At 44.4% G+C, this 26438-nt stretch carries 19 protein-coding genes and 1 riboswitch; of the genes, 7 read left to right on the top strand and 12 right to left on the bottom strand.

Features of this window, described 5'->3' with window-relative positions:
- Positions 1-196: 196 nt before the first annotated feature.
- From CXF86_RS14175 to CXF86_RS14155, 5 genes are all read right to left on the bottom strand, one after another.
- A complete protein-coding gene (locus CXF86_RS14175; RefSeq protein WP_102039298.1) occupies positions 197-1438 on the bottom strand; it encodes a hypothetical protein in 1242 nt (413 codons plus the stop codon).
- Positions 1438-2061 carry a hypothetical protein gene (locus CXF86_RS14170; protein ID WP_102039297.1) on the bottom strand — a complete coding sequence of 208 codons (624 nt, stop codon included), beginning with the start codon at positions 2059-2061 and terminating at the stop codon, positions 1438-1440. Before CXF86_RS14170 ends, CXF86_RS14175 begins: the two co-directional genes overlap by 1 nt.
- Positions 2061-5768, bottom strand: a complete 3708-nt coding sequence (locus CXF86_RS14165; RefSeq protein WP_102039296.1) for an ATP-binding protein — start codon at positions 5766-5768, stop codon at positions 2061-2063. Before CXF86_RS14165 ends, CXF86_RS14170 begins: the two co-directional genes overlap by 1 nt.
- A 307-nt stretch (positions 5769-6075) precedes the next feature.
- On the bottom strand, positions 6076-7446 hold the full coding sequence (locus CXF86_RS14160; RefSeq protein WP_102039295.1) for an alanine/glycine:cation symporter family protein: 1371 nt from the start codon (positions 7444-7446) through the stop codon (positions 6076-6078).
- Between the two features lie 186 nt (positions 7447-7632).
- Positions 7633-7763: riboswitch (glycine riboswitch) on the bottom strand.
- A 421-nt stretch (positions 7764-8184) separates the two neighbouring features.
- Positions 8185-8892, bottom strand: coding sequence for a DUF3581 domain-containing protein (locus tag CXF86_RS14155; RefSeq protein ID WP_101091613.1), 708 nt, complete (start codon positions 8890-8892; stop codon positions 8185-8187).
- Between the two features lie 489 nt (positions 8893-9381).
- Here CXF86_RS14155 and CXF86_RS14150 point away from each other — a divergent pair, with 489 nt between their 5' ends.
- The 4 genes from CXF86_RS14150 (at position 9382) to CXF86_RS14135 (ending at position 12810) form a co-directional block, all read left to right on the top strand.
- Entirely contained in the window at positions 9382-10560 is a 1179-nt protein-coding gene (locus CXF86_RS14150) for a porin (RefSeq protein ID WP_102039294.1), read from the top strand.
- A gap of 72 nt (positions 10561-10632) precedes the next feature.
- Positions 10633-11166, top strand: coding sequence for an FMN-binding protein (locus tag CXF86_RS14145; RefSeq protein WP_101091615.1), 534 nt, complete (start codon positions 10633-10635; stop codon positions 11164-11166).
- Positions 11163-11933, top strand: coding sequence for a PepSY-associated TM helix domain-containing protein (locus CXF86_RS14140; protein ID WP_102039293.1), 771 nt, complete (start codon positions 11163-11165; stop codon positions 11931-11933). Before CXF86_RS14145 ends, CXF86_RS14140 begins: the two co-directional genes overlap by 4 nt.
- Positions 11934-12066: 133 nt before the next feature.
- The gene (locus CXF86_RS14135; RefSeq protein ID WP_102039292.1) at positions 12067-12810 is read left to right on the top strand and encodes a hypothetical protein; all 744 of its coding nucleotides are present in this window, start codon (positions 12067-12069) and stop codon (positions 12808-12810) included.
- A 62-nt stretch (positions 12811-12872) separates the two neighbouring features.
- Here the strand turns inward: CXF86_RS14135 and mrcB are convergent, their stop codons facing one another.
- The 4 genes from mrcB to CXF86_RS14115 form a co-directional block, all read right to left on the bottom strand.
- Entirely contained in the window at positions 12873-15263 is a 2391-nt protein-coding gene (mrcB, locus tag CXF86_RS14130) for a penicillin-binding protein 1B (protein ID WP_102039291.1), read from the bottom strand.
- A gap of 270 nt (positions 15264-15533) precedes the next feature.
- The gene (locus CXF86_RS14125) at positions 15534-16424 is read right to left on the bottom strand and encodes a LysR family transcriptional regulator (protein WP_102039290.1); all 891 of its coding nucleotides are present in this window, start codon (positions 16422-16424) and stop codon (positions 15534-15536) included.
- A 201-nt stretch (positions 16425-16625) separates the two neighbouring features.
- Entirely contained in the window at positions 16626-17906 is a 1281-nt protein-coding gene (gabT, locus tag CXF86_RS14120) for a 4-aminobutyrate--2-oxoglutarate transaminase (protein ID WP_102039289.1), read from the bottom strand.
- Positions 17907-17997: 91 nt separating this feature from the next.
- Entirely contained in the window at positions 17998-19455 is a 1458-nt protein-coding gene (locus CXF86_RS14115) for an NAD-dependent succinate-semialdehyde dehydrogenase (RefSeq protein ID WP_102039288.1), read from the bottom strand.
- Between the two features lie 174 nt (positions 19456-19629).
- Here CXF86_RS14115 and CXF86_RS14110 point away from each other — a divergent pair, with 174 nt between their 5' ends.
- Complete coding sequence (locus tag CXF86_RS14110) at positions 19630-20571, top strand: LysR family transcriptional regulator (protein WP_102039287.1); 942 nt, start codon at positions 19630-19632, stop codon at positions 20569-20571.
- Positions 20572-21133: 562 nt separating this feature from the next.
- Here the strand turns inward: CXF86_RS14110 and CXF86_RS14105 are convergent.
- From CXF86_RS14105 to hrpB, 3 genes are all read right to left on the bottom strand, one after another.
- The gene (locus CXF86_RS14105) at positions 21134-21589 is read right to left on the bottom strand and encodes a DUF6789 family protein (RefSeq protein ID WP_102039286.1); all 456 of its coding nucleotides are present in this window, start codon (positions 21587-21589) and stop codon (positions 21134-21136) included.
- A gap of 115 nt (positions 21590-21704) precedes the next feature.
- Positions 21705-22121, bottom strand: a complete 417-nt coding sequence (locus tag CXF86_RS14100) for a MerR family transcriptional regulator (protein WP_102039285.1) — start codon at positions 22119-22121, stop codon at positions 21705-21707.
- Positions 22122-22401: 280 nt separating this feature from the next.
- Complete coding sequence (gene hrpB / locus CXF86_RS14095; protein WP_102039284.1) at positions 22402-24906, bottom strand: ATP-dependent helicase HrpB; 2505 nt, start codon at positions 24904-24906, stop codon at positions 22402-22404.
- Positions 24907-25053: 147 nt separating this feature from the next.
- Between hrpB and thpR the strand changes: the two genes are divergently transcribed.
- Positions 25054-25587, top strand: coding sequence for an RNA 2',3'-cyclic phosphodiesterase (gene thpR, locus CXF86_RS14090; protein ID WP_102039283.1), 534 nt, complete (start codon positions 25054-25056; stop codon positions 25585-25587).
- An 89-nt stretch (positions 25588-25676) separates the two neighbouring features.
- On the top strand, positions 25677-25988 hold the full coding sequence (locus tag CXF86_RS14085; RefSeq protein WP_101092322.1) for a hypothetical protein: 312 nt from the start codon (positions 25677-25679) through the stop codon (positions 25986-25988).
- The last annotated feature ends 450 nt before the right edge of the window (positions 25989-26438 follow it).

Genomic DNA, 26438 nt, shown 5'->3' with positions numbered 1-26438 from the left:
TTGCATACATAACCTATATTCAAAGCGCGATTTTCAAACGTTGTTTATTTAGCACTGCTGTCATTCATCGGCAAGGCCGCCGTAACCCCATCCCTGGGGCTTTGCCTTACATCCATGCTGATGAAGACCTACTTTATTCAGATGGATAAAATTCAAACTCTTACAAATTGAACAACCGCAATAGAGAGCACAGCGATTAATTTAAGCCGATCACCACATCGTGGTAGCTGAAGTTATCGGATGTCCCCGCAAGTTGGACCCCTTTCATATTGATGCTAAACGCGGTTTGTTGTTCATTGGTTAGCTTGCAATAGCAGCTAAACACCAATTCAATCCAGGCTTTTGGCTTGATGCTATGAGCATTTTCTTGCCAATCATTCTGTGCTTGTCGCCAAAATACTAAGGCAGAGATGGGGGCATTAGTCGTAATGACTTGCTCAAACAGCAATTCAGCTTGCAGATCAAAAAAGTCACTTTGATAGCGCACTCGCTCTATCGGCTTAAGCTCAATGTCTGCAGTCTCTCGCTCCTTCATATCCTGAGCCATAGATTGCTTTCGCAAGGCTTGAACTAACTGAATAAGCGGTGCTTCTAACGCGGTATTACGCGTATCAACATAAGATTTAAGCGCCATCGCCGGGGCTAATTTTAAGCCCTCAGGCAATTCAGGGTGCTCATACAGATTATCGCTTAGATCAAACTCAGGGTGCTGACGTAAAAAACGCGCCATGCTGCGCAGTTGATTGGCCTTTTTCTCATCACGACGTAAGCGAAACAGGCTCAGACGCATGTTGTCGATAATGAAACGTAGCCTTGGCAACACTTGGTTAAACCAATAGACAAAACCGGTAATTTTACGAGCGAACTCATTTGGACACGGCCAGTTTATCCACTCATAACAAGCTTCTGGATCAATTTGTTGCAGCTCGGTCAGTAGATTCTGTGCATGGTTCAAGTAGCGCTCGTTTTGTCTTATCTTGTTCGCTAGGCTACTGACAAAACCAAACTGGCTCACAATACCGTAATGCATATTGTCGAGGTTATTGTTTAAACCATCTTTGGTTTCATATAACAGATCGTCAAGTTGTTCTAAAAACAGATCGGCATCTTCAGAATGATTAGCCTGTACCGACAGTTGATAGTCTTTCACCGTTTCGTCCAGCGCTTCAATCACCTTGCCCATGTCGGTTAACTGACGATAACTGCTTTGCTTGCGCATCAAACGATTAAGCATACGTTTAAAGTCTGTGGTGACCCTAAACTCACCAGCTTCATCATCAGGGCGCAGTAGACCCGCCTTGTGTAAGGTCGAAATGGTTTTGCCATCTTGACTGTCTGCCGCTATCGAGCCGTAGACATAAGCGTTAGCCAATAGCTCATCGTTAGCGCCTATTTTTCTCAGCAGCGCTGCAACCTGTCCTGCATCAAAGCCTGCCATTAGAACAATAACTCATCTTGTTGTTCGGTCTGCTCATCCGGCAATTCGACTTGCTCTGAATCATTTAAAAACTCAATTAAACAGTAAATAAGATCAAACCGCGCCGTGGCGAAATAACGACTACTACCGGGGTTTTTCCTAACGAAATAGTGCATATCCTCAAGCTTATTAAATAAGGTCGCAAGCTGCTCTCTGGTTTCTTCTTTATTGGTTTTAAACGGCTTAATCGAGGTCAACCGTCTAAGTTGATCGCGTAAGGTTTGATCTTGCTCGAACGGTTCGAATAGTGCGTTAATATTAACGACTGATTTTCCATGCAAGGGCAGATCGGCTTGGGTCGCAGTCAGCAGTAAATCTAAGAATTCAACTAACGGTCTAAACACACTGCGCATTTCATTAAACAGCGCTGACAACTCGGCAGAATTACTTTGCTCCACTTGCATAAAGGTGCAGTAATAGGCATCCGCACTGTCGAGGTAAGTTAGGTTACGATCGAGATTTGACAAAAAATCACTGACTCGTTCAAACTCACTGTCGACTTTAAGGTAGGTAAACTCTTCAGCAAAAGCGGTTTCGCAAATCACTTCTCCAGTGAGCAGTTTTTGAATCGTCTGTTTAAACATTATAACTCCTGCTTAGCGGTCGCCGTTTGTTGCTGACTGGCTCGGTTTGCCAAAAGTTCATCGAGGCGCGACTGCGGGATTTCAGCATGATAAATTTTATTATCTTTCAACTTATAGTGTCTGTCGTATAAGGATAAAATATGACGATCGGTGGACGGCGAAGCCGATAAAATGTGAATGTCATTATCACTAAACATTTTCAATAACAGATCAATATTTTCAGCCGCCAATTCACCCAGCTCATCCACTGGTAAAATGATCTGACTGCCAAATTGGCTTTCGCCACGCAGCATCCCAAGCAAGCCTGCAAACAACGACAACATCGCCAAATACGATAGACCCGTCGAGCTCACTTTTTTGAGCTGACGTGCATTACGCGCATGTTTAACCTGGCCTTTTTCAGTGATGGTAAATTCAATATCAAACAGATTGCAGTGGTTTAATACAAAACCTTCGCTAGGCAAGTACGTCGCCAATTTTTGCATCGCATAAACAAGATCGTCAGGGATCTCACCAACACCGTCGCTTAATTGATCGCGGCATAGATCATAGGCTTTTGAAAACTCTTTTAACGATCCCCAGTATTCCAACTCTTCTTGCTTCATCACTGTGGTGACGCTGATCTCTGCTAACGCGTCAAAATGAGCAAGCCCTGTTACCTTAGTCGACAGCTGCTTACCTATCGTTTTAATTTGTCTAGCAAAGTTCTCAACATGCTGATAAAACTCATTGATCATGGTGGCGTTAACCGACACCAACTGGTAAGTGTTTTTTTGCTTTTGCTGAGCACTGCTTAACAGCTCGACGATGGGCTCTCGGTATTTAAACAAACTTTTTGCGGCACTAAAGTTATCGTGTTCAGCCACCAGCTTTTGCCAGTTATCGTACAGATCGCTGCTGGCATGTTTCTTTTTAAAACCGTCGTTAAACTTATTCAGCTGCTCGCCTAAGCGTTTTTCAATCACTTTAAATTGATTGAGCCAATCGGCGCAAAAACTCACACTAAGATCCGCTTGATTATGCGGTTGACCAGCAGACTCCAACGCTTCAATGCCCTGCTTTTCACAGTGACGTTGGCTGTCCGCTAATTGATTGAGCAACTCCTCGGCATAGGTTTTTTTATCATTCAGTTTTTTAATATCGCTGCGTAGCGCTGTGATGTCACTATTGAGTCGCACGTTAGCATCTTCAAGCTGAGTCTCAATACTCCGCTGCTGTACTAATCGATTCTGATTTTGCTCAACTAAACCGTCACGATGACAATAGCGGTCACTCATAAAGTGCTGGTAGTGATGTGCCTTTTGCTCAAACACAGCACACTGCTTCAACGCTTGCTCTATCGCCTTGCGCTCTGTGGTGCGTTTATCGACCTCCCCGTCTGGATCAAGTTTGGCCAGATCGGTGTTTTGCTGCTTTTTCAGATCTTTTAAACGTTGCTTATAGTTCGCGTCACTCTCTGTGCTCTCCTCCACTAGCAATGCCAGCTGGCTATCACGATCGCCTTCTACCACCATACGTTTTTCAAGTAGCTGATTATGCAGTTCATGGCGCTGTTCTTCAGCATCATCTGTATACTGTTGTTGCTGTTTGACTAAGCGTTTCTGTTCAGACTCTAGCGTTTTGAGTTGCTGATTAACAGCATCGGTATAAGCCTTAATCGCCACGGCTTTTTTAACCTCAAAATTCTCTTTTTGCACATTTAGCTGCTGCAAATTGAGTTCATTTTTGGTCAGATCCTGCGTCGCCGTTGCGCAATCAGCTTCCGCTACAGAGATCTCTTTGGTTAATAAGCCAATATGCTCATCGAGCTGTTCAATTCGAGCAGCCTGCTCAGTTATTTTATCCCCCAAGGCTTCACACTTTTCTCGTAGTTGGATCTCATCGAGAAACAGTGAGTCATTGCTCTGTAAAGGCGCTAGATCGAGAGAAAGACCATAAAAACTGTCGCCACCGACCCATGTAGGGGCTAGATCACAACGCGTTAACTGCTCGCTTGTCAGTAAGCGACCAATGTTATCTTTCCAGTTTTCTGCTTGTGCTTCGTTATCAAGAAAATACTGTAACGAGCCATCAGCAGGAATAAGCTGTGCACGTACCTGCTCATATTCCGTCGAGAGCCCCTCTAACTGACGTTTTTCTTGAGCATATTTCTCTAACTGATTATCGCGGCGCTTGATTAGACCGTTATATTGCTGCAGCGCTTGAGAATGCGCTTTATACAAACTGTTTTGTTTATCTTTAGCATCACTTAACGCTTGCGTGTTTTGCTCGATATCTTGCTGCAACTCTGGGGCGAGCTGCACTTGATTGAGCTGCACCTGGGATAATTTTTGCTGCTCTAGTTTAAGATCACTTTCTAGCTGCTGTTTCTTCAGCTGCAGGGCAATATTGCGCCCATTCAGTTGCTGCTCTAGTTCGCGATTTTGTAACCGATCAACATCAATGATTTTAGTGAGCTTTTGGGTGGCAACCTCACGAATACTGGTGACTTTGGTTTGATTGTTGGTTTGATCTTGAAGGTGTTGAAATTTTAATGTTTGGATCAGATCGGCAAATTTTTGCTGCAACTTATTAATATTACCTTCAAAGGCATTAATAATCGCATTGATCTCATTAAGCTGATCTTGGATATGCGGTGCTCTGTCTGCTTGCAGCTGATAATTTGCCGCATCATCATCGTCATACTTCATCTTGTCAGTATCGAGTAGATCAATCCGGCTTTGATCGCCCTCGATATCAGCCTTTAAGTTAGACACCTGCTTACTCAATGCTTGCTTGGTCGTTTCTAGTTCATGTACCAAAGTTGAAAGCTGTTGTTGTGCCTGCCTTTTCTTTTCAGCGCTGGTCTCTTGTTGTTCATTGAGGCTTACTTGATGGGCTAGTATTTCAAAATGCAGGTGCTGAAGCTTGTTCAATAGACTATCTAGGCTATTAAATTCACCCTGCCACAGGCCAATTTTATCTGCTACTTTTTGTACCGCACGGCTCGCTTGAATATCAGCCAACCAACTGCTGATGTCCTCTTTATTGAGGCTTATTTGCTCTTTCTCTTCCCCTGTACCTCGGGCAAGATAGTCACTCGCGATAGCCACCAGCATACGTTTCACAGCTTCAAAATCGAGGTTCTTTTCGATGGTGCCGTTAATCACTTTATCGATATGCGGACTAGACTGTTCACAAAAGCTGTAGCGATTTTGCAGTTGGCGTACATCTTTTAATTTTCGGCCGCTGCGGAGGTTTTGGATCACTTGACGGTACTTTTCAACGGCCAGATAGCTGGTTGAGTCACAGCCTATCTGCCGATAAAAGCCTTCAATTTCTTTCATTGATCGACGTTGATGATTATCGCCAATAAAGTGTTCACTGTTATAAGCCGCATCAATAAATTTATACTGCGCGCCGCGACCATCGCTACACACGAGTACCATGCACGTTTGCCCATGGGGACGTTGATACTCATAGATCAACATACTTGAAGCACGTGGCAGATAATAATCGACAAAATTACGTGCCTGATCAACCTTGCTGACAATGTCACTTGGCCGCATGCCATAAAATAATGGCAATAAGCGCATTAATGAAGTTTTACCTGCACCATTGGTTCCCTCTAACTGCGTGTGGCCGCTTAAATCAAGCTCATTAACTTGCCCCTTCCAAAAACTGTCAATGATGATAATACGCAGTAAAGAGTAGCCTTGTTGAGCCATGAACATTCCTCATATGAGCGATTTTTACGCCATTACAACGTAAAAAAGGGTAAGCCGGATAATTTATAAGGATTGAGCTATATTGTCGATAGCCAAGTCCTACTTGAACAGGTATTTGGCTAACTTTATTCCGTTATGCGGCTGCATAAAGGACTTATTTAAGCAATTTAGCGAACGGTGTAGAATTAATGATGCTTAACTCGTTACGCCACGGCACTAACACGAGACATCATAATAAGTCACTTTACTCCCCATAAACGCGCAGTGAAGTGACTTAAAACCCAGATTAATGATTAGTGCTTAGCCCCTAGTGTTTTAGTTCGTCAAGCACAGCAGCGCGACGCTTGGCAAAGTACTTATCCGTCTCAGCAATAATCACATGCCTTAAGCCAATTAACGCGATCAAGTTTGGGATCGCCATCAAGCCGTTGACTGTATCCGCTAACATCCAAATCAGATCTAACTGAATAAAAGCACCTACGGCAATCAAGCTTAAAAAGGTCAACTGATATAGTTTCACGCCTTTTTCACCCAAATAGTGACCCGTGAGGTAATACCAACAGCGTTCACCATAATAATTCCAGCCCAAAATAGTGGTAAAGGCAAAACAAACCAGTGCGATAGTCACCACGTATTGGCCAATAATAGCTGAGCCACCAGCGGCAAATGCGGCACTGGTCATTGCTGCTCCGGCAGTGTCGCCACTCCACACTCCGGTGATAATTAACACCAGCCCAGTCATAGTACAGATTAAAATAGTATCGAAAAATGTCCCCGTCATGCTCACCATGCCCTGCTCAACAGGTTCATTGGTTCTAGCGGCGGCCGCCGCTATAGGTGCGCTACCTAAACCCGATTCATTTGAAAATACCCCTCGAGCGATACCTATTTGCAGCGCCTGCGCCACTGTGGCCCCTAAAAAGCCACCGGCGGCTGAAATTGGGGTAAAAGCCGAGTGCAGCACAAGTTGCAGTGCAGGCAGTATTTGATCGGCAAACATCACTAAAATCCACAGGCAAGCAAACACATAACCTAACGCCATTGTCGGTACGACCTTTTGCGCCACATTGGCGATGCGCTTAACCCCGCCTAATGTCACTGCAGCCACCATTAAGGTCAGCACAATGGCCGTTACCCACGCCGGGACATCAAAGGCGATAGTCATGGCATCACTAATGGCATTCACTTGGGCAAAGGTACCGATCCCAAAGAATGCTACACCGACACCAAATACGGCAAAAATTTTCGCCAGCCATTTAAGGCCGAGTCCGCGTTCAATGTAATACATAGGCCCGCCCGCAATGTTGCCACGGGCGTCGGTGGTACGATATTTTACTGCCAACATACACTCGGCGTATTTAGTCGCCATGCCAAAAAAGGCGGCGAGCCACATCCAAAAAAGCGCCCCTGGCCCCCCAATTTTAATCGCGGTAGCAACGCCGACAATGTTGCCGGTACCTATGGTGGCCGACAATGCAGTACAAAGCGCAGCAAAAGAAGTTAAGTCGCCTTTGCCTGTAGCGGGTTTAAACAGCAAACTCAGGGCTAGCGGGAGTTTAAAGACTTGAATAAGTTTAAGTCTAATCGTGAGATAAAGACCGGTTCCGACCAGTAGGCAAAGGGTAACAGGCCCCCAAACAATGGCGTTGATATCGGCTAGTAGTGCGTGGTAATTCATGGTGTTCCTCGAATATTAAACAGCGTAACTTGGTATAAAGTTATTAATAATCGGAGGAGAAAAGAAATGGCTGGTGTTGGCCGCTGCTGATCGCAGCGAGCGGTTTATCTAACCCAATAAAAGGCAGAAAAGGCGCAGCAGCAAACGACAGTGACTAATATCGGGTTGATAATAGCTAACACAGTCATCCTCTCCTCTGTCCTTTTGCCTGAGCGTTTCGCGCTAACAATGTTCTGTTAGCACTTTCGCCTTCGGCGCTGTGTGGCAAATAAAGCTTGCAACGCTTATCTGTTCACAGTCTCTCCAGAGGCTCGTCCAGTAACAGTCCTCACCACAATGTGGCACCTGAAAGAGTCCTTAATTTGAGCGCTACGCTATACATTAATATAGTGAAGTAGGGCTCGAAACTAAGTTGCCTCGTCGGTGTAGGTATACCAATTCCATTGAATAGTTGCTCTGAATTGAGCACATATTTATTGGAAGTGGTATTTATCCCTACTCTCCTGCTACCTTCATCCGAACGGATCCACTAATAACCGCATCTAAACACGATCAATAGGGTTAAATAGAATGCGTTATCTCACCGCTAGCCTCAAGTGAGCTAACTCACACTTTAATCACTAAAAAGCCCGCAATCGATTGGCTGCTGATTTAATCAGCAGCCTAAAACAAAAAACCGACTAATCGCTAGTGCGATCAATCGGTCTGAATGCTATGCCCGATAACGGGCCTGTCTTTCTAAGCGCTATAGCTGATTCGGCGCTCTTCGTATTTATCAAACATCTGCTGTGCTTGGTCATCAACGTATGGGCGTAGGCCGCTCATCACCAATGTCTTAATTCCGGTGCCTACCAAAGTGTCACCACTGTGGAGCTCAAACGTTAATGTGACATCGCCACGCTTACCTTGGATCTGTAAATCTTCCTTCACTAACGTGAGCTCAACTTCGGTAAAGTCGAGCGTGGTTAAATCAAAAGACATGCTTTCATAAATAACTAGCGGCCTTGCGGGGTTGATCATCATTTGGCGCTGTTTCATCATCGGCACCAAAATATGCATAAAGTTAAGGCCTGAAAATGCGACATATTTACGAATAAATGATTCAATCTGAACATCACAATGTCTAACATCACCGCTGCGATGTACGTTTAAATAGCACTTTTCTTTGTCATCGTGAATATCGAAATCTTCATCTACGGTAACGGGAAACTGTAGCTTTACACCTTCACCAACCATGCCGGCAAAATTAAACGTCATTTTTTGGCTAAGACCGTATTCATTCAATACCAGAGAGAAAAGCAGATCGCCTGGTACACAAAAGCGCTTTGCGGCAACGTCATGAATAGGATTGAAATCTTGTGCAACGCTTTTAGCAAACTCACTAGCCTGTTCAGGAGCGATTAAAATAGACTGGTTTGTTTTTTTAAAGAAAGAACTTAGAAACATAATCACTCAACAATCTTGTTAGCCTGTAAAATGGGCAAGCATTGTATACCACGATCAAAAATTGACTCACCCGATGACTTAGCATGATGGCCCCACACCCCCAATTAGTCTAGGTTTTAACACGTTTATATCACCATAAACCTTAACAAAAAATTCGCTACTTTAAGAATCTACAGCTCAAAACATCACTAAAACCTTACTTTTACTATGCCTTTGTTCCATCTGTTTAGCTTAAACCAAGCGTATCAATTTCACACATTGAGTAACGTAAACAAAAGTGTAACAGCGAGCACCCTCCACAACTAACACTCAAACCACTGTTTTAATAGATATAAAATCAAACATTACAAATATCAAATACGGACCACTGATACAGTTTATTTACAAACCTTGATCTTAATCATAATTTTAATGAGAATAGTTTGCATTATGTTACTCAGTTGATAAACTCCTCACAAAATTTATAACCCGCTCTAACAAAGGGACCGAATGATGATGAAAAAAACGTTACTTGCTACTGCGCTAATTAGCATGTTTGCGGCTCAAGGGGCTTATGCTTCGGATGAAACTGCTGAACTACGTAAGATTATTGAACAACAGCAGAAAGTCTTACAAGATCTTGAAAGACGTCTTGATGAAACTGAGAAGCGCGTTGAAAAAACGGCTGATGTTGTTGAAGAGTCAGCTTCTGAATCTAAGAGTGCTACAACGATTGGTGGTTATGGTGAACTTCACTATAACAACATCACTAATAACAAAACTGGCAAAGATAAAAAAGAGTTCGACTTCCATCGTTTCGTGCTTTTTGTTGGCCATGAGTTCAATGACAGCACACGCTTTTTCTCTGAGCTAGAAGTTGAGCACTCAATCTCTGGTGAAGGACAAAACGGTGAAGTAGAACTCGAACAAGCTTACATTGAGCATGACTTTAATGACATGTTTACTGCTAAAGCAGGTTTGTTCTTAATGCCTGTCGGTATCATTAACGAAACTCACGAGCCACCAGCATTTTACGGTGTTGAGCGTAACCCTGTTGAGAAAAATATCTTGCCAGCCACTTGGTGGGAAGCGGGTCTAAACCTAAACATTCAAGCAGCTCCAGGTCTTGCATTTGATGGTGCAGTGACCTCAGGCCTGTACGTTGATGAGTCATACAGTATTCGTGGCGGACGTCAAAAAGTGTCTAAAGCAAAAGCGGAAGACTTAGCTTATACCGCACGCATTAAGTACACCGCCGTACCGGGTCTAGAATTAGCCGCTACAGCTCAGTACCAGTCAGATCTAACTCAAGGCCGTGCTGGTGTTGAAACTGCATCAGCAACATTGTTAACGGCTCATGCTATCTACACTATCAAAGGTTTCACTGTTAAAGCACTATACGCTCAGTGGGATATCGATGGTCAAGAAGCAGAAACCTTAGGTCGTGATGATCAAAACGGTTACTACATTGAACCTTCATATCGTTTCAACGAAAGCTTTGGTGTGTTTGCTCGTTACAACGAGTATGACAACAATGCAGGCAACAGCGATGATACTAAAGTAGAGCAAACCAACGTGGGTATTAACTACTGGTTGCACGAAAACGTGGTATTTAAAGCCGACTATGAAAAAGTGGGCGGCGCTAAAGATGCTGACGGATTTAACTTAGGCGTTGGCTACCAGTTCTAATGTAAACTCAGCTAAAAATGAGTGCTCAAATTCGAGCACTCATACATTTACCATCACATGAGCTAGATCAACATGAAACTACCTCTCGTTATATTATCTGTCTTATTAAGCTGCTCATTGATGAGCGCTGCAGTAAATGCTAGAGGGACCTACCAAAAGCCAGAAGAGTTTATAAGCCAAGCCTTTAATGCTGAAGTGCCTAAAGCTAAAGTATTCTGGATTGACGAACCCGCTCAACAAGCAATTGAATCTATCCTCGCCCATAGCTATAAAAAAATGCGTCTACGCTACTGGCAGCAAGCTAATGAAAGCGTTTGGATTATGGATGAAATAGGCAAAGAATCCGCCATCACCGTCGCCATTCATGTCAAAGACAGTGCGATTGCCCAGACAAAAGTACTGGTTTATCGAGAAAGTCGCGGCGATGAAGTCAGGCATGACTTCTTTACTGATCAGTTTAAATCAGCCAAACTCAAGCAAGACTTGCAACTCGATACACATATCGATGGCATAACAGGCGCAACGTTATCCGTTCGAGCGTTAACAAAGTTATCTCGAATAGCCCTGTATCTAAACGACTATGTGATTAAAAAAGATAAAGAATGACGCGAAAACATCCAAGCTTAAGAGTAAAACTGTTACGACAATTACGCCCTTGGCACCGCAGAATAGGTATTTTTTCGACCTTATTCGTCATTTTCATGGCCGTTTCAGGCGTACTGATCAACCACAGTAATCACCTTTCCCTCGATACCGCTCAAGTAAAACAAAGCTGGCTGCTTGATTACTACGGCGTAAAAGCACCAAAAGACGTTAATCTTTATCAGCAAACGCCACACAAACTCATTAGTGCTGGTAACCAAGTGTGGCTTGATGAGCAATTAATTCTAGAAGCAAATGCATCCGTATTGGCGGTTGTCAGTTATAACGAGATGATTGTGGCTGTGGATACTAGCCATCTCTACTTGCTGTCTCAGCAAGGTGAACTACTGGAAACGCAAGATAGCGCGACAGGTTTGCCCTCTCATATACAAGCACTTGGGTTGCAAGACAATCTGTGGCTAAAAACACCATCGGGACTGTTTGTCGCTGATAACGATCTTATTGATTGGTCACAATCTCAACCTCTTGCCGCTATTCCTTGGGTTAAGACCTTAAATAATACCGATAGCAATGACATAGCGGAGCAAATACGCGCCAGTCGCCTGCATTGGGAGCGGGTATTACTCGATCTACACAGTGGCCGTTTCTTCGGTGCGTTAGGCCCTTGGCTGATGGACTTAGTTGCCATCGCCCTTATTATCATGTCATTGACTGGCTGTTATATTTGGCTGCAGCAGAAACCAGTAAAAGTGAAACGACGTAAAAAGTAATTAACGACTGTCGCTAACAACAACTAATTTTTTAAAAACACACCTCAGTGTTAAACACTCTTTGCTTACAGATGCTTACGTACTTGACAATTTTTTCTCCATAGAATTATAGCCATAATGCTATGGAGTTAATATGCAAATTAGTAACGAAAATGCCCCCCAAAACAATGCCATTAGTCGTACTTCAACCCCACCTAGCACCGAGATTAAAAAGAAGGAGCTAGAAGTTACAGCAACTAAATCAAACAGTGCCGCAAAAAGTGAATTGAACTTATCTTCTCAAGGTAAGCTCACTCAAGAGATTGATGAAATTTCAAGCAGCATAGATGATGCATTACTAAAACATGTGACACCTGAACAGAAAGAACAGCTAGGCCATATCTATAAGGCGCTAGATACGTTATTCGAAAAAGATAACTTAATGAATAAAGAAGAAAAGTCAGTGAATAGTTTGTTTGAAAAAGCGCATGCGATCCTTGACAGTAGCGTTGAAAAACTAACAAAAACTGAGCGTGAAAATGTTGCCAAACTAACGAACAAAATGGATGAACTAACCACACAATTAACAAATAGTATCCCAGAGCCTGAAAATGGAACTCCTTCCGCCCAGTTAGAAGGGGGATTAAACAAAACTGAATTTTTAGGTATTCAGCAAAGAGACAGTAAAAAAGTACTAACTGTCGCTCAACTTAATTCACTATCAGTTGTCGAGTTAAATAAGTTACCCGTAACTCAACTCAAAAAGCTCAATAGTCAGCAACTCAATAAATTAAACCCTTCTCAGTTAAATAACTTAGCATTAACACAACTCAAACAACTTAATGCCAGTAATATCGATAAGCTAAATCAATCTCAAGCTGCTAAACTTTCCAGCTAGCGCAAGGCGGTACAAGAAGCGGCTATAGGAAATACTCTATTCACTATCATCACTTCGCCAACTTAGCCACCAATCAGCTTTTTCCACCACGGCAATGGCTCGCCGCAATTAGCGGCGGGTTGGTAACTCTCCCGCAATGCTGGTACACGCATGACATTGCCGCAATCAGCTTCTTTTGCCACTCCGGTATCACGTTCAAAGTAACCCTGTACCACGCCATCGACTGGCGCCATCCGCAAGCTCAGAGGTGGACGATTCTTCAAGAAAGCTTGGTATACCGCCATCGCGCCACTACTACCATAGAGATTAGTTTTTCCATTATCATCTCGCCCCACCCAAATAGCTGCGACATTACGCTCATCAAAACCAGCAAACCAAGAGTCTCTGGAATCATTACTGGTACCGGTTTTACCCGCGAGAGTGGTACGCGGAAAAGCATTGCCTAAACGTTTAGCGGTGCCAGCTTCTACCACTTGAGTCATCGCATATTTAACCAAGTAGTTACTCGCTGCTGGAATAGCTTGAGTGGCGTTAGGTCTTGATGCTACCAGCGGCTGGTTGTTAGCATCCAATACCGTGGTCACTGAATTTAGATGGCGATAGCGACCATTATCAGCGATGGTTTGAAAGACTTGCGCCACCATTAAGGGCGAACCATTAACCGCACCGAGTAACATTGACGGATACTCTGGGATCTTATCTTTCCAACCAGCGCGATCGAGCGTCGTTGCAACGCCTGCCACACCTATTGCCATACCAAGATTAACCGTGGGTACGTTCATCGACTTTTTAAAGGCTGTCAGCAAAGGCACTTGACCGCGGAATTTTTTATCCACATTTTGTGGTGACCAGGTTTTGCCTTGACCATTTTTAAGGGTAATTGCCTGATCCTTTAGTGGAGTGGCAAGTGTGTATTTATCGGGTTGATTGAGGGCGGTGGCGTAAACAAACGGCTTGATTAAAGAGCCTATTGGTCGACGGATCTCAACGGCGCGGTTAAAGCCCTGGTAACTCGGCACTTTATCGCCAACCATGGCGGCAATACCGGCGGAATATTTATCAGTAAGCACCATGCCGACCTGTAAGGACTTGTTGTTTTTACCTAGCTGTTCAAGGGTTTGTTTAACCGCTTTTTCAGCGGCTTCCTGCGCCATAGGATCCAGGGTGGTATACACCTTAATCCCTGATTGTTGTAAAAGTGCATCACCATATCGCGTTGCTAATTCATGCCTAACCACAGCAAAAAATGCCGGCAGTTTTTGGTGCACTGGTTTATTTGATTTTCTCAAGCCTAATGGCGATTCAACCGCGGCCTCATACTGCGTCACATTAAGTTCACCCGCCTCCATTAACAAGCGCAATACCAAATCACGTCGTTTCTGTGCCCGCTCGGGATAACGCCAAGGGTTATAGTAGGATGGTCCTTTAATCACTGCGACTAAAAAGGCTTGTTGTGGCATTGTCAGCTCAGCGATTGGGCGGCCGAAATAGAATTGCGATGCCAGCCCCATACCGTGTACTCCACGAGACTTATCTTGTCCCATGTAGACTTCATTGAGGTAAGCCTCGAGTATTTCATCTTTTTGATAGCGAAAATCGATAATAATCGCCATGAGTGCTTCGCGCAGTTTACGGATAATCGAACGCTCGCTCGACAGGAAGAAGTTCTTCGCTAGTTGCTGAGTGAGAGTTGAGCCCCCCTGTACCGTTCGTCCAGCACTAATATTGACCATAGCAGCACGTACAATCGCAAACGGATTGACGCCGTGATGTTCATAAAAACTGCGATCTTCAACCAAGATAAGTGCATCGATAATCGAATGTGGCATCTTTGCCTTTGTCACAAATAACCGGTCTTCGCCATCACCGGTGATCATTCGGTCCAATAAAACCGGCTCTAGGTGAAACACGGCTAAATGGCGTTTGTCGCTACTTCTCGTCACCGAGCTCACACCATTCGAGTCAAAGGTGAGCATCACTCTTTGTTCTGCTTGATCACCTTGAGGATGTAAGAAAGGTCGGCGCCAAAGATCAATTTTGGTTTTAGAGGCGGAGAATTCACCCACTTGACGCGGATTAGCCACTTTACGGTAACCGAGTAACTTAAGCTCAGACATCAGTTGACCATGACTCACGGCCGCTCCAGGATACAATGCCATCGAGCGACTAAACACTTGCGCCGGTAGGTGCCACTTTTGTCCTTCAAATTTACGTGCAATAATTTGATCTAAATAGATGCCATAGGCTGCAACAGCCACCGCGCCAATGACTGCTAGTTTCCAACTGATAGACCACAATTTACGGCCCCAAGTGGTTTTATTCGATGATGGTTTTTTGGGTGTTGCCTTTGTCGATTTTTTAGCGCCTTTAGCAGCTGAAACTCGTTTAACCGGCGCTCGTTTTGGCGCTTTTTTCGGTGTAGCTTTTGGTTTAGGTGTGGCTTTATCTGTCATGACTGTTCCGCGGCCTAGCTCTAGATGATTTAGAGCTGCAGGTCTTTATGGGTAAATATACTCGGTTGCATTATGGCGAGGGCATCTGGCCAAAAAGACTTGGCAACAAATGATTGAATTACGCTATACCCTCTTACTCACATTCATTTCAAATGCAAAATATCACAATAAGCTGGCAACCAAGAAAATGAAAAAATGAGACTGGATTCTACTATATCTTCGGCACAAGAGCATGCGATACCCATTCCATTAGATACGTTTTTATGGATTTTACGGGAGTAACTCTTGTTTTATAAAATCTAAAAAAACTCTTATTTTGGGTGAAACAAATTCCCGATTTTGATAAATGGCATAAGTTGAGGTTAACTTTTCAGATGGGCTAAAAGTCAGTGAAGGCATGATGACCGATAATCTTCCCTGCTTAACATCTTCTTTAACCGCCCAGCGTGGGATAAGCGCGATACCGGAATCATTGATGATCAGTTGCTTTTGACCATTAACAGAGTTTATCGTGATGCGATTAGACAAGGGGATTGGCTGTGCGGCATCGCTCAACAGATACCACTCTTTCCAACCCGCGAATCCATAGCATAAACACGTATGATCTATTAATTCATTTGATGACAGAGGTACGCCGTATTTTTTCAAGTAGCTCGGGCTGGCACAAAGTATAAAATTATTATCCTGCAGATGTGTCGCAACCAGATTAGAGTCATGCAGCAGTCCGCTTCTAACCGCGATATCGATATTTTCATCGACCATATCCACTACACGTTCAGTGAGCTCAAGCTCCAACTTTATTTCCGGGTATTTCTCCATAAACCTAGTGACTAGCGGTAAGATCACCATTTCACCAAATCCAACGGTCAAACTCACTCGAAGAACACCCCGAGGTTTATCCTGCAAATCGCTAACGGCTCTTTTCGCCGAGTCAATCTCAGAAATTATTCTTTGGGAATATTCGAAGTATTTCCTTCCGGCCTCCGTTAGCCCCAAATTTCGTGTATTTCGGTTTAATAATCTCACCCCCAGTTCTTTTTCCAGTACGGCTATTTGTCTCGATATGGAAGAAGGCTGAATATCATAAAAATTGCTCGCGGCTGAAATACTTCCTAATTCGGCTACCGTATTGAAATAATGAATTCTGGTGAGTTGACTCATTTGTTAATAGCCTTTTAGACAAAAAAAATTTACTTTAGCTATATGGTAAACCTTTTTAATCAAAAAATAGTAGCGACATTCAATTTAATCGGCGGCGTAAAAAATGCAAACATCAATGATCAATGCCACGAGGCGGACTGTTTTAAAAAAGTAGAACTTGGCAGAACAGATCCACCAAGTTATCTATTTCAAGCCGCTTGATTAATCCGCTAATTTGCTAAACAACTGGTTAAACTTGTTTAACCCCTCATAGATCAGCTCGTCAGATATGGTCAAAGCAGGCAAAAAGCGGATCACGTTGCCATAAAATCCGCAGGCTAGCAGGATCAACCCATGCTCTGCAGCCTTGGCAATAATCGCTTGCGTCAGCGCAGGGTTAGGCTGTTCACTGTCAGCATTGCTCACCAACTCGATGGCAATCATAGCGCCTTGATTTCGCACTTCACCAATCAAATGCGAATAGCTTGATTGCAGTAACGTTAGCTGTTCATTAAAAATTTGGCCTATCTGATCTGCGCGCTGAACCAGCTTTTCCTCTGCAATGATCTCAAGCACTGCAAGTGCTGCAACGCAGCCAACTGGAGAGCCACCGTAAGTGCCACCAAGACCGCCAGGTAAAGGAGCATCCATGATCTCACTCTTACCAACAACCGCAGCAATAGGAAAACCACCCGCGATGCCTTTGGCCATGGTGATCAAGTCGGGTTCGACATCGGCATGTTCAAAACTGAACATTTTACCGGTACGGCCAAAGCCCGTTTGGATCTCATCTGCAATCAGCACGATGCCATGTTGATCGCACAAACTGCGTAATGCCTGCAAAAATGCTACGGGGGCGATATAAAAACCACCTTCGCCTTGAACTGGCTCGACAATAATCGCCGCTACATCGCTTGGCGCAATATCGACTTTAAACAAGTTATCTAACGCTTTTAGTGACTCTTTAACCGACACATCATGAAAATCCATTGGAAAAGGCGCATGGTAAATATCACCAGGAAACGGACCAAATAGATGTTTATAAGGGCTTATTTTACCCGTCAACGCCATGGTTAAATTAGTCCGCCCATGAAAGCCACCATTAAAGGCAATGACGCCACGGCGGCCTGTATGTGCTCTGGCTATTTTGACGCAGTTTTCAACCGCCTCCGCCCCCGTGGTGACAAATATGGCTTTTTTGTCACTATCACCTGGCGCTAGCTCTGTTAATTTCTCTGCCAGCTCAACTGCGGATTCATAGGGATTAATCATCACACAGGTGTGGCTAAACTTATCAAGCTGCGCTTTAACTGCAGCCACCACTTTGGGGTGACTATGACCCGTATTACAAACAGCAATACCGGTACCGAAATCAATATAGCGATGACCTTCAACGTCCCAAAGCTCAGCATTCAGTGCCTTGTCTACATAAACGGGGTAGACATTGCCTTGACCACGGGCGATAACCTTCACTTTTCTATCTTGTAAGCTGCTGTTTGTCATTACTACTATCCTATTATCGAAACTGCCTGAACTAGCGGTCTAACCCACCCATGCACGGATATTTGATTTCCATCATTAACGATCTAAGCCGTTAGCGATCTAAGCCACCCATGCACAGATATTTGATCTCCATGTAATCATCCAGGCCATACTTAGAACCTTCACGACCATTACCCGATTGCTTAACACCACCAAATGGTGCCGCCGCATTTGAGATAATGCCTTCGTTTACACCGACCATGCCGTACTCCAATGCTTCACCGACGCGCCATATTCGGCCAATGTCTCTGGAATAGAAGTACGCCGCTAAGCCGTACTCAGTGTCATTGGCCAATTTAATAGCCTCTTCTTCGGTATCGAAGGTGATAATGGGGGCTACTGGTCCGAAAATTTCATTACTTGCCAATGGCATATCATTGGTCACATCCGTTAAAATAGTCGGCTCATAGAAGTTATTGCCCGCAGCACTGCGCTTACCCCCGGCAATAACCTTGGCGCCAGCGGCTATAGTTTCTTGCACCAGTTGATGTACGCCAGCCAGCGCTTGTGATGTGATCATCGGGCCTAAATTGACGCCCTCAGTAAATCCATCCCCCATCTTAAGCTCAGCCACTGCACTGGCAAACTTATCGGTAAACTCTTGGGCTATGCCCTTTTGCAGCAAAATACGATTGGTGCACACACAGGTTTGTCCAGCATTTCGATATTTAGAGATCATTGCCCCCTGCACCGCCGCATCAATATCGGCGTCATCAAACACAATAAAGGGCGCATTTCCACCTAGCTCCATAGAGATTTTTTTCACTGTGCTAGCAGCTTGGGTCATCAGTATCTTACCCACGGCAGTCGATCCCGTGAAGGTAAACTTGGCGACATCAGGGTGCTGAGTCAGCACTTTACCCATGCCAACAGCGTCTTCACCCACAACCACATTCAATACCCCTGCAGGCACACCAGCACGCTGTGCAAGTTCTGCCATCGCCAGCGCCGATAAAGGCGTAATAGGTGATGGGCGCACTACAAAAGTGCATCCTGCAGCCAGCGCCGCCGCCGCTTTACGAGCAATCATGGCATTGGGGAAATTCCAAGGTGTAATAGAGGCCACGACGCCAACGGGCTGCTTAATCACTATGATGCGCTTATCACCCGCGGGTCCAGGAATTGTATCGCCATAGACACGTTTACCCTCTTCCGCAAACCAATCAATAAAGGCGGCACCATAGGCGATTTCACCTTTGGCTTCGGCTAAAGGCTTGCCTTGCTCCAACGTCAAGATTCGACCGAGATCATCTTGGCTTTCCATCATCAGATTAAACCAACGACGCATAATAACCGCGCGTTCATTGGCTGACTTCTTAGACCAAGCAGGTAGCGCTTTTTTAGCGGCTAATACCGCGGCTTTAGTTTCTTCGATGCCAGCATTACTGACTTGTGCCACAACTTGGTCATTGGCAGGGTTGATAACATCAAAACGCGTAGCCCCTTCAATCCATTGACCGTCAATGTATGAGCTGAGCTTAACTAATCCAGAATCGTTAACTTGTTGCATAATCACTCCAGCGGGCTGTTTCATCTGATGGTGGCACCCGTTTGTTCATTAAAAATGAAACGGATACTAAAAATTCATATTGCTATTGAATAGCAAAATGAACTCAGGTTAAATACAAAACAATAAACCTTATGTTTTACCGCTATCAAACATTATATTTCTGTAGGTGATCATTTGATTAAGACGACGCATAAAAGCTCCATCATTCCAAAAGCGGTGACTGAATATGATCTACGTTTGCTGCGTATTTTCAGAACCGTGGTTGAGAACGGCGGTTTTTCAGCATCGGAAGTTGAACTTGGTGTGACCCGCTCAACCATTAGCGTGCATATGTCAAACCTAGAAAGTCGCATGAAGCTTAAATTATGCAGTCGAGGCCGCGGGGGGTTTGCATTAACGGAAGACGGTCAGGCGGTATATCATGCCTGCATCGAGCTATTTGATTCGCTGAATGATTTTTCAAGGCTCATTAATGGCTTAGGAGAAGAGTTAAGTGGTGAGCTCATTATATTATGTGCCGACCAACTAGATTCTCGCATGCAGATTAAGTTAGCCGAAGTGGTGAGAAGGATCCATACCACCCAACCTCAATTGCACCTTGTACTCGACAATGAAGCGCTTAAACATATTGAAAAATGCCTACTTAAAGAAAAAGCCCATATCGGTTTACTGCCCAGTTATCAGCAGGTCGAAGGGCTAGATTACCAAACGATTTACAACGAACCTATGTACCTTTGTTGCAGCTACTCTCATCCATTTTTCCAACTTAGTGACACCGAGATCAGCGCTGAAATGTTGGCGTTAACCCCCGCAGTTCACCCCGGGATTGATATTGATTTGGAGGGTAAAGAGCAATTAAAACAGTTAAATTTATCAGCCAAGGCTTATCAGTTTGATACCCGTAAAACCTTAATACTCTCTGGCTGCTATATCGGCTATCTGCCACTCAGTTACATAAAACAAGAGTTAGCAGCCAACCAACTGAAGATTATTCACCGCAGCAGCGCCCGTTATCAGTTCAGCTTATCGATGGTGTCCAAGCACAATCCACGAGAGACCAGTAAAATCGAGCTATTAAAAACAGTGTTTAATGAAGTCTTTAGCCAAGAGGGTTAGAAGTCTTTAACCAAGAGAGTTAGGAGTCTTTAACCAAGATAATTAGGGGCCTTTAACAAAGAGGGTTAAAGGTTATTCGGCGGCGAATCGTTTCTTATCGATTCAGAGTTTGGTGATTGTTCGATACTGCTTTTGGAGAGTTGCTAAAGCTTCGCTAAACACATTTCTGGACAAAAGTGAGTTACCTTCAGGCTAAGGTGGTTCCAATTGCCTGCGGCAAGCATATGTGCAGGTTCTGCTGAGGCACGCTTTACGCCATCCCTGGCCGCTCTGCGGTTTCATCCCTGAAACCGAAGGCCTCAGCCGCATCTACACTGGGTTAGAAAAGCACAAACTCTCGGCATCTGAGTTTTAAATTTAAAAACATAGATCTAAGCATGAACTTCCTCGCTAACGAATAACACCCATTCCCCATCGGAGTTGCCGAAGTGCTTAGATAAAAATGCCGTAGAACCATCATGCTCTTTCTCGTGCATCCATGTACTTCAAGGCATTCAGGCATCCTGCCTATCAGATGATGGTTCAGGCTCAGCAGGGAAAATCATTCAATTTGAAGCGTTTGTTAGGCATTTCCCCCCAATTTAGAGAATGCTAACCCCATCACAGCCCCAAAAATAATATGTAACACCAGCGTCATTACCGGCGCCATGATTCCCATGGATAAACCAAACAGGCCAGCGCCACTCATTGGCATGGGCCCAATCATCATTAACAACCATGCACCTAGACCTAGAGCAATCCCCTTAATGCCTTGTGAACGACCAGGTAATACGTCATTAAGCACTGCAAAGGCAACGCCCCAAGCCACTGAGCCGATAACAAAGTGCATAACCCAACCAATCATCAGGTTGACTTCTATGCCCATTTTTTCGGCGACCATAGTGGACATCATATGAACGGGATCTAATTCAGGCATCACGCCCATATTCTTTTTAATCATCATTAGACCCGTTAACACCAGAGTGCCAATGAACCCAGCGATAATGCCTTTAATAATTGCAGATAAGTTAAACGACATAATTATATTCCTCTCAGTTTAGACCCATGTACAACCGGTCTTTTTGTTAATGAGCAACGACTCATTTGTAATTTATGTTCTAAATCAACAGCCAGCTAAGTGAGAGTTTAAAGTTTCATGATTTTCTCTCCTCAGTCCACGACTCTATCAAGCAGCAGATCGATTCACCGGTAGGCTGACTAGTAGGCAACTCCTCCCAAAGATCAAAGGTGGTTTTTAGCATGCTAACGTGTTGCTGCAGCGTAGTAATTTGAGCTTCAGTGGAGACAATTTTATCTAACATCATGGTTCGCACTTGGGGACAAGGTGAACTTCCTTCCAACGCCGACTCCAAGACCTCTTCGATCTCTTTGAGACTAAACCCGATCTCACGGGCCTGATGAATAAAGCGTAATCGCTGCAAAGCAGCGGAATCATACTCTTTGTAGCCGTTATCTGGATTACGAGTCGCGATTATTAACCCTCGCTTAGTGTAATAACGCACGGTATCGGGGGTGACATTGGCGAGCTTGGCTAATCTTGAGGTGATCATATTTGAATACTCCCACTGAAATTTTTCAGTTGATTTAACCTTAGTTTAAAACCTAGGAGTAGCACACAGGTCAATGGCTATTTTACAAATAAGTATGAGGGAGGTAACTTCGTCGGGGCGCTGCGGGATTGGCTCTTATGATATCAAGAGCGGGAACAAGCACTTTGCCCCTTTGGTCAGGTGTGGGCAAAGCGTCACGACGTTCTCGGCCGTAAGGCCGCAGCTTTAATAGCAATGAGTTAATTTGGAGTTTAACTAAACCTATACCCAATCAAAAAAATTACTTTTGGGCGAACGTCTTCTTCTTGGTAAATTTAGTCGGCTGAGTATTAGCCGGATCATCTGGCCATAGATGCCTAGGATAACGCCCTTTCATCTCTTTTTTGACATGTTCATAAGGCCCTTGCCAAAAACTGGCAAGATCAGCTGTTAACGCCAAAGGTCTACGTGCTGGAGACAATAGCTCCATAGTGACCACTAACTTGCCCTGCGCCAGTTTAGGACTTTCCTGCATACCTAAGGCCTCTTGTAGCCTAACACTGAGTCGCCCACGTCCGTCGCTGTCGTATTCAATCTTGGCATGGGTACCTGTCGCCATAAGCCACTTGGTCGGCAATAAAGTCTCAAGGTGCTTTTGAGTAGCCCACGGCATTTGGTTTAGCAGTAGCGTGTAACAATCTAATTGCTGCAGCTGCGCCAAATTGCGCACATCATCTAAATAGGGTTTAAGCCAGTCATCTAACTGAACGATTAACGTATCATCATCAAGTAATGGCCACTCGTGCGACGTATCCAAATTAGCGGCGATAGCCACTCGATAGCGTAACTGCTCAATGCGCTCATCAAACTTAAGTAAGCCAAGACCGTTAAGGCTGATTTGTTCCACAATAGCGTTTTTAATAAGCCGCTTGTCGAGATTTTTTATCGGCGTTTTACTCAGTAAAATTTGTCCCACTTTTCGCTGTGTTTCAGCAAAGAATCGGCCTTTACTGTCATCCCAACCACAATATTCTATGGTTTCAACTAAACCTGACAGTTGGCCTGCCAATAATTGTTCATTCAACGCGCTAGCGAGATACACTTTACCGTGGCTGCGGCCTTCAGTTTCTTGAAAGTCTGCAATAACTAACCAAGCTTGCCCAGAGAGTGCATCATCAGCGGCCAATTCAACGCCTGAACCGCTTGCAAGTTGGTAACCACTCACTCCGCGCCTACAGGCTACTCTGTCTGGGTAGGCGAACGCCAACAACAGTGAAATATCATCACTCGCTGCCTGTCGTGCCACAGTCGTTAGCGTGTGGTTTGATCCTACTGAAAGACCCAAAGTTTTGAGCCATTGGCGGATCTGCTTTGCAGATTCAGAAGCTAATGCTTCGGCAAAATAATGGCTAATATCACAGCCTTTGCGACTGCGACCTCTAGACTCTAATGTGCCCGCAATAATGCATGCCAATATTGCTAAATCATCGTCACCATTTTGCACTGATAAGCTTTTAGCCTTCAACAACATATGCGCTAAACGCGGCTGGCAACCCAACTCGTAAGCGGCCCTGCCATGAGCGGTTATAACGCGTTTGCTGTCTACCATTTCAAGGGAAGTGAGTAACTGCCAACTAATATTCTCATTAGCCTTGGATGGCAGTGTCAGCATGGGGAGTTCTTTTAGGGACTTAACGCCCCAATAGGCGCCATCAAGCACCATCGAGATTAGGTCGGTGTGGACGATCTCGGGTTCATCGGCTTGGATCAGCCTGCCGTGCTCCTCTTGGCTCCAGAGTCGAGTACTAAAACCTGCCATTAAACGTCCTGCACGGCCACTACGTTGCGCAGCAGAGGCCTGACTGATCCGCTTAAGCGACAGTCTTGTGCCGCCCGTTCTAGGGTTAAAACTGGCTTGCCGTTTATAACCAGAATCGACAACTTGTGTTATGCCTTCAATGGTCAAACTCGATTCGGCAACGTTGGTGGCCAGTACCACTTTACGTATCCCTGAGGCTGGCGGTGCAATCGCCAGATCTTGCACCTTGGCAGGCAAGCTGCCATATAAAGGACAGATGCTAAATTTAATCGGGTCCAAACGAGGCGTGAGCAGATTTTGTAATCTTCTGATCTCACCTTGCCCTGGTAAAAATGCCAGTAAAGAACCTGTCGTTTGCGACGCTAACGCCTCAAGGATCACTTTGGCCATATGATCTAGCCATAAAGATTGTACTGGCGCGGCGCGATAGCTTTGCTCGACCGGAAAACTGCGGCCTTCACTGCTCAGCGTGGTGGCATCAGGCATGAGCTTAGCAAGTGGTAACCCCGACAAGGTTGCTGACATCGCCAATATTTTTAAGTCTTCGCGAAAACTCGATTGGATCTCCAACGCCAGCGCCAAGCCGAGATCTGTGGTGAGATGACGTTCGTGGATCTCATCGAAAATAACCAATGCGATCCCAGTGAGCTCAGGGTCACGCTGGATCATCCGAGTGAGCACGCCTTCTGTGACGATTTCTAAACGAGTATCACGGCTAATCTTTGACTCACCTCGTACCCGATAACCCACTTCACCGCCCAGCGTGCAGCCACGCTTGAGCGCTATAAACTGGGCGACATTACGCGCCGCGACTCTGCGCGGCTCTAGCATTAAAATCTTGCCGTCAATTTCATCCCAATCTAGCATCGCTAGCGGCAGTGCTGTTGATTTACCCGCACCTGTCGGCGCCTCAAGTATAATTTGATTACACTGATTAAAGGCGGATCTGATTGGTTGTAGTAACGTTTGAATGGGTAATGAAGTCACAGGGTTCTTTTCGTTATGCGGCTCAATATGACACTTTAAATCATGGCATATTGAAGTAATAATTATCCCGCAGTGTACGCTAAAAGCCTCTGCAGGCTAAACTACCCATAGATCTTTTCTCTCAACAAAACACAGCGGATCTAAAAAATGGCAGATAAAAGAGTATTTTTAGGCTTCTCATTGACGCCGAAACAAGCTCAGTATATTGAAGCGATACAGCAGCAACTGCCGATAAGCATTAGATTGGTGCCTAGTGACAACTTGCACATGACCTTGGCTTTTTTAGGCCAAGCCAGCAATAAAACCATTGATGCACTGATCTTAAGAGTTGACGCCCTCAACAAACCTCGTTTTAAAGTTACACTCGATCTTATTGAGCATTGGCAAAAGCCCAAAATACTTTGCCTTAAAGGAACTGCATCTGATCCTAATCTAATGGCGCTGGCTAAGACAGCGCAATTGATTGCTCAGCAGCACGGCCTTCATCAAAGTGAACATCACTATAATCCACATATAACACTGGCTAGAAAAGCAAAAGTCATGGTCAATGATGTTACGTTTCAACCGATATTATTACAGCCAACGGTACTGCACCTTTTTGAATCGTTTGCGGGTACAAATGGCGTTGAATATCCGATACTCCATTCTTGGTCACTGAGCGATATCAATTCTATTAAATAGTTGCTCATTCAGCGGGAACAAGTATTAATCTTTCTCGCTTTCGCAAAGTAAGCTAATCTATGCCGCATCAGCGTCAATAGGGTTAAATCATGACAACATCGCAAATTACTAAAGTGCAACTTACCGATCTTTTATCATCTTGGAAACTCGGGAAAATTTCAGCCGAAGAGCTGCAAAATTGGATGGTGACGCATTACGATCCACCAGAAGTGGTTATTGGTAAAGGTGAGCCGGAATGGACTCAAGAAGCGATGAATATCGTGATGAACGAATATGAAATTGCAAAAACGGACAAATTTCGCTTAGACAATGCCCAGCACGCTATTGATTTTGTCAATTGCAGCGAAGCAAGCTTCAATCAAACTAAGCATCTATTTATCCACGATGGTTTTCTTGATTAAACATTAGGGGCTGTTGATCTTTCACGGTTGTTTTTGCCGCCGTTTATTGGCTATTTTGACAAGACGGAGACTATGTCGTTTAGTCATTCTCCACAAATAGCCTACAACACCGTAAAAATAGCCAAGAAGCGCGGCCCTTAGGGTTCGTTTCAATGCTTTTAGTCTTTTATGACTAGAATGCGTTACGCGATTTTCGCTTAGCTAGCTAAGCGAAAAGCTCAATCCTTGACCTAAAATCATTATTCTTTACGGGAAAGAGTCGAATAAAAACTAAGCTCGAAAGATCAACAGCCCCCCTAGATTAGAGAGTTAATGCGGTACTGAATGAGCGACTTAAACAAGTACTGAACATTAACTTTTTTGCAAAAAAATGCCACCTATATGTAGGTGGCTAATCGAAGAACTGTGAAAACTTTTCATTTAATGGTCAGTAACTTTTAAGACCATAGA

Source organism: Shewanella sp. GutCb, from assembly GCF_002836135.1.
GTDB lineage: Bacteria > Pseudomonadota > Gammaproteobacteria > Enterobacterales > Shewanellaceae > Shewanella.
Note: the sequence above shows the minus strand (reverse complement) of the source record. Positions and strands in the feature narration are given on the sequence as shown.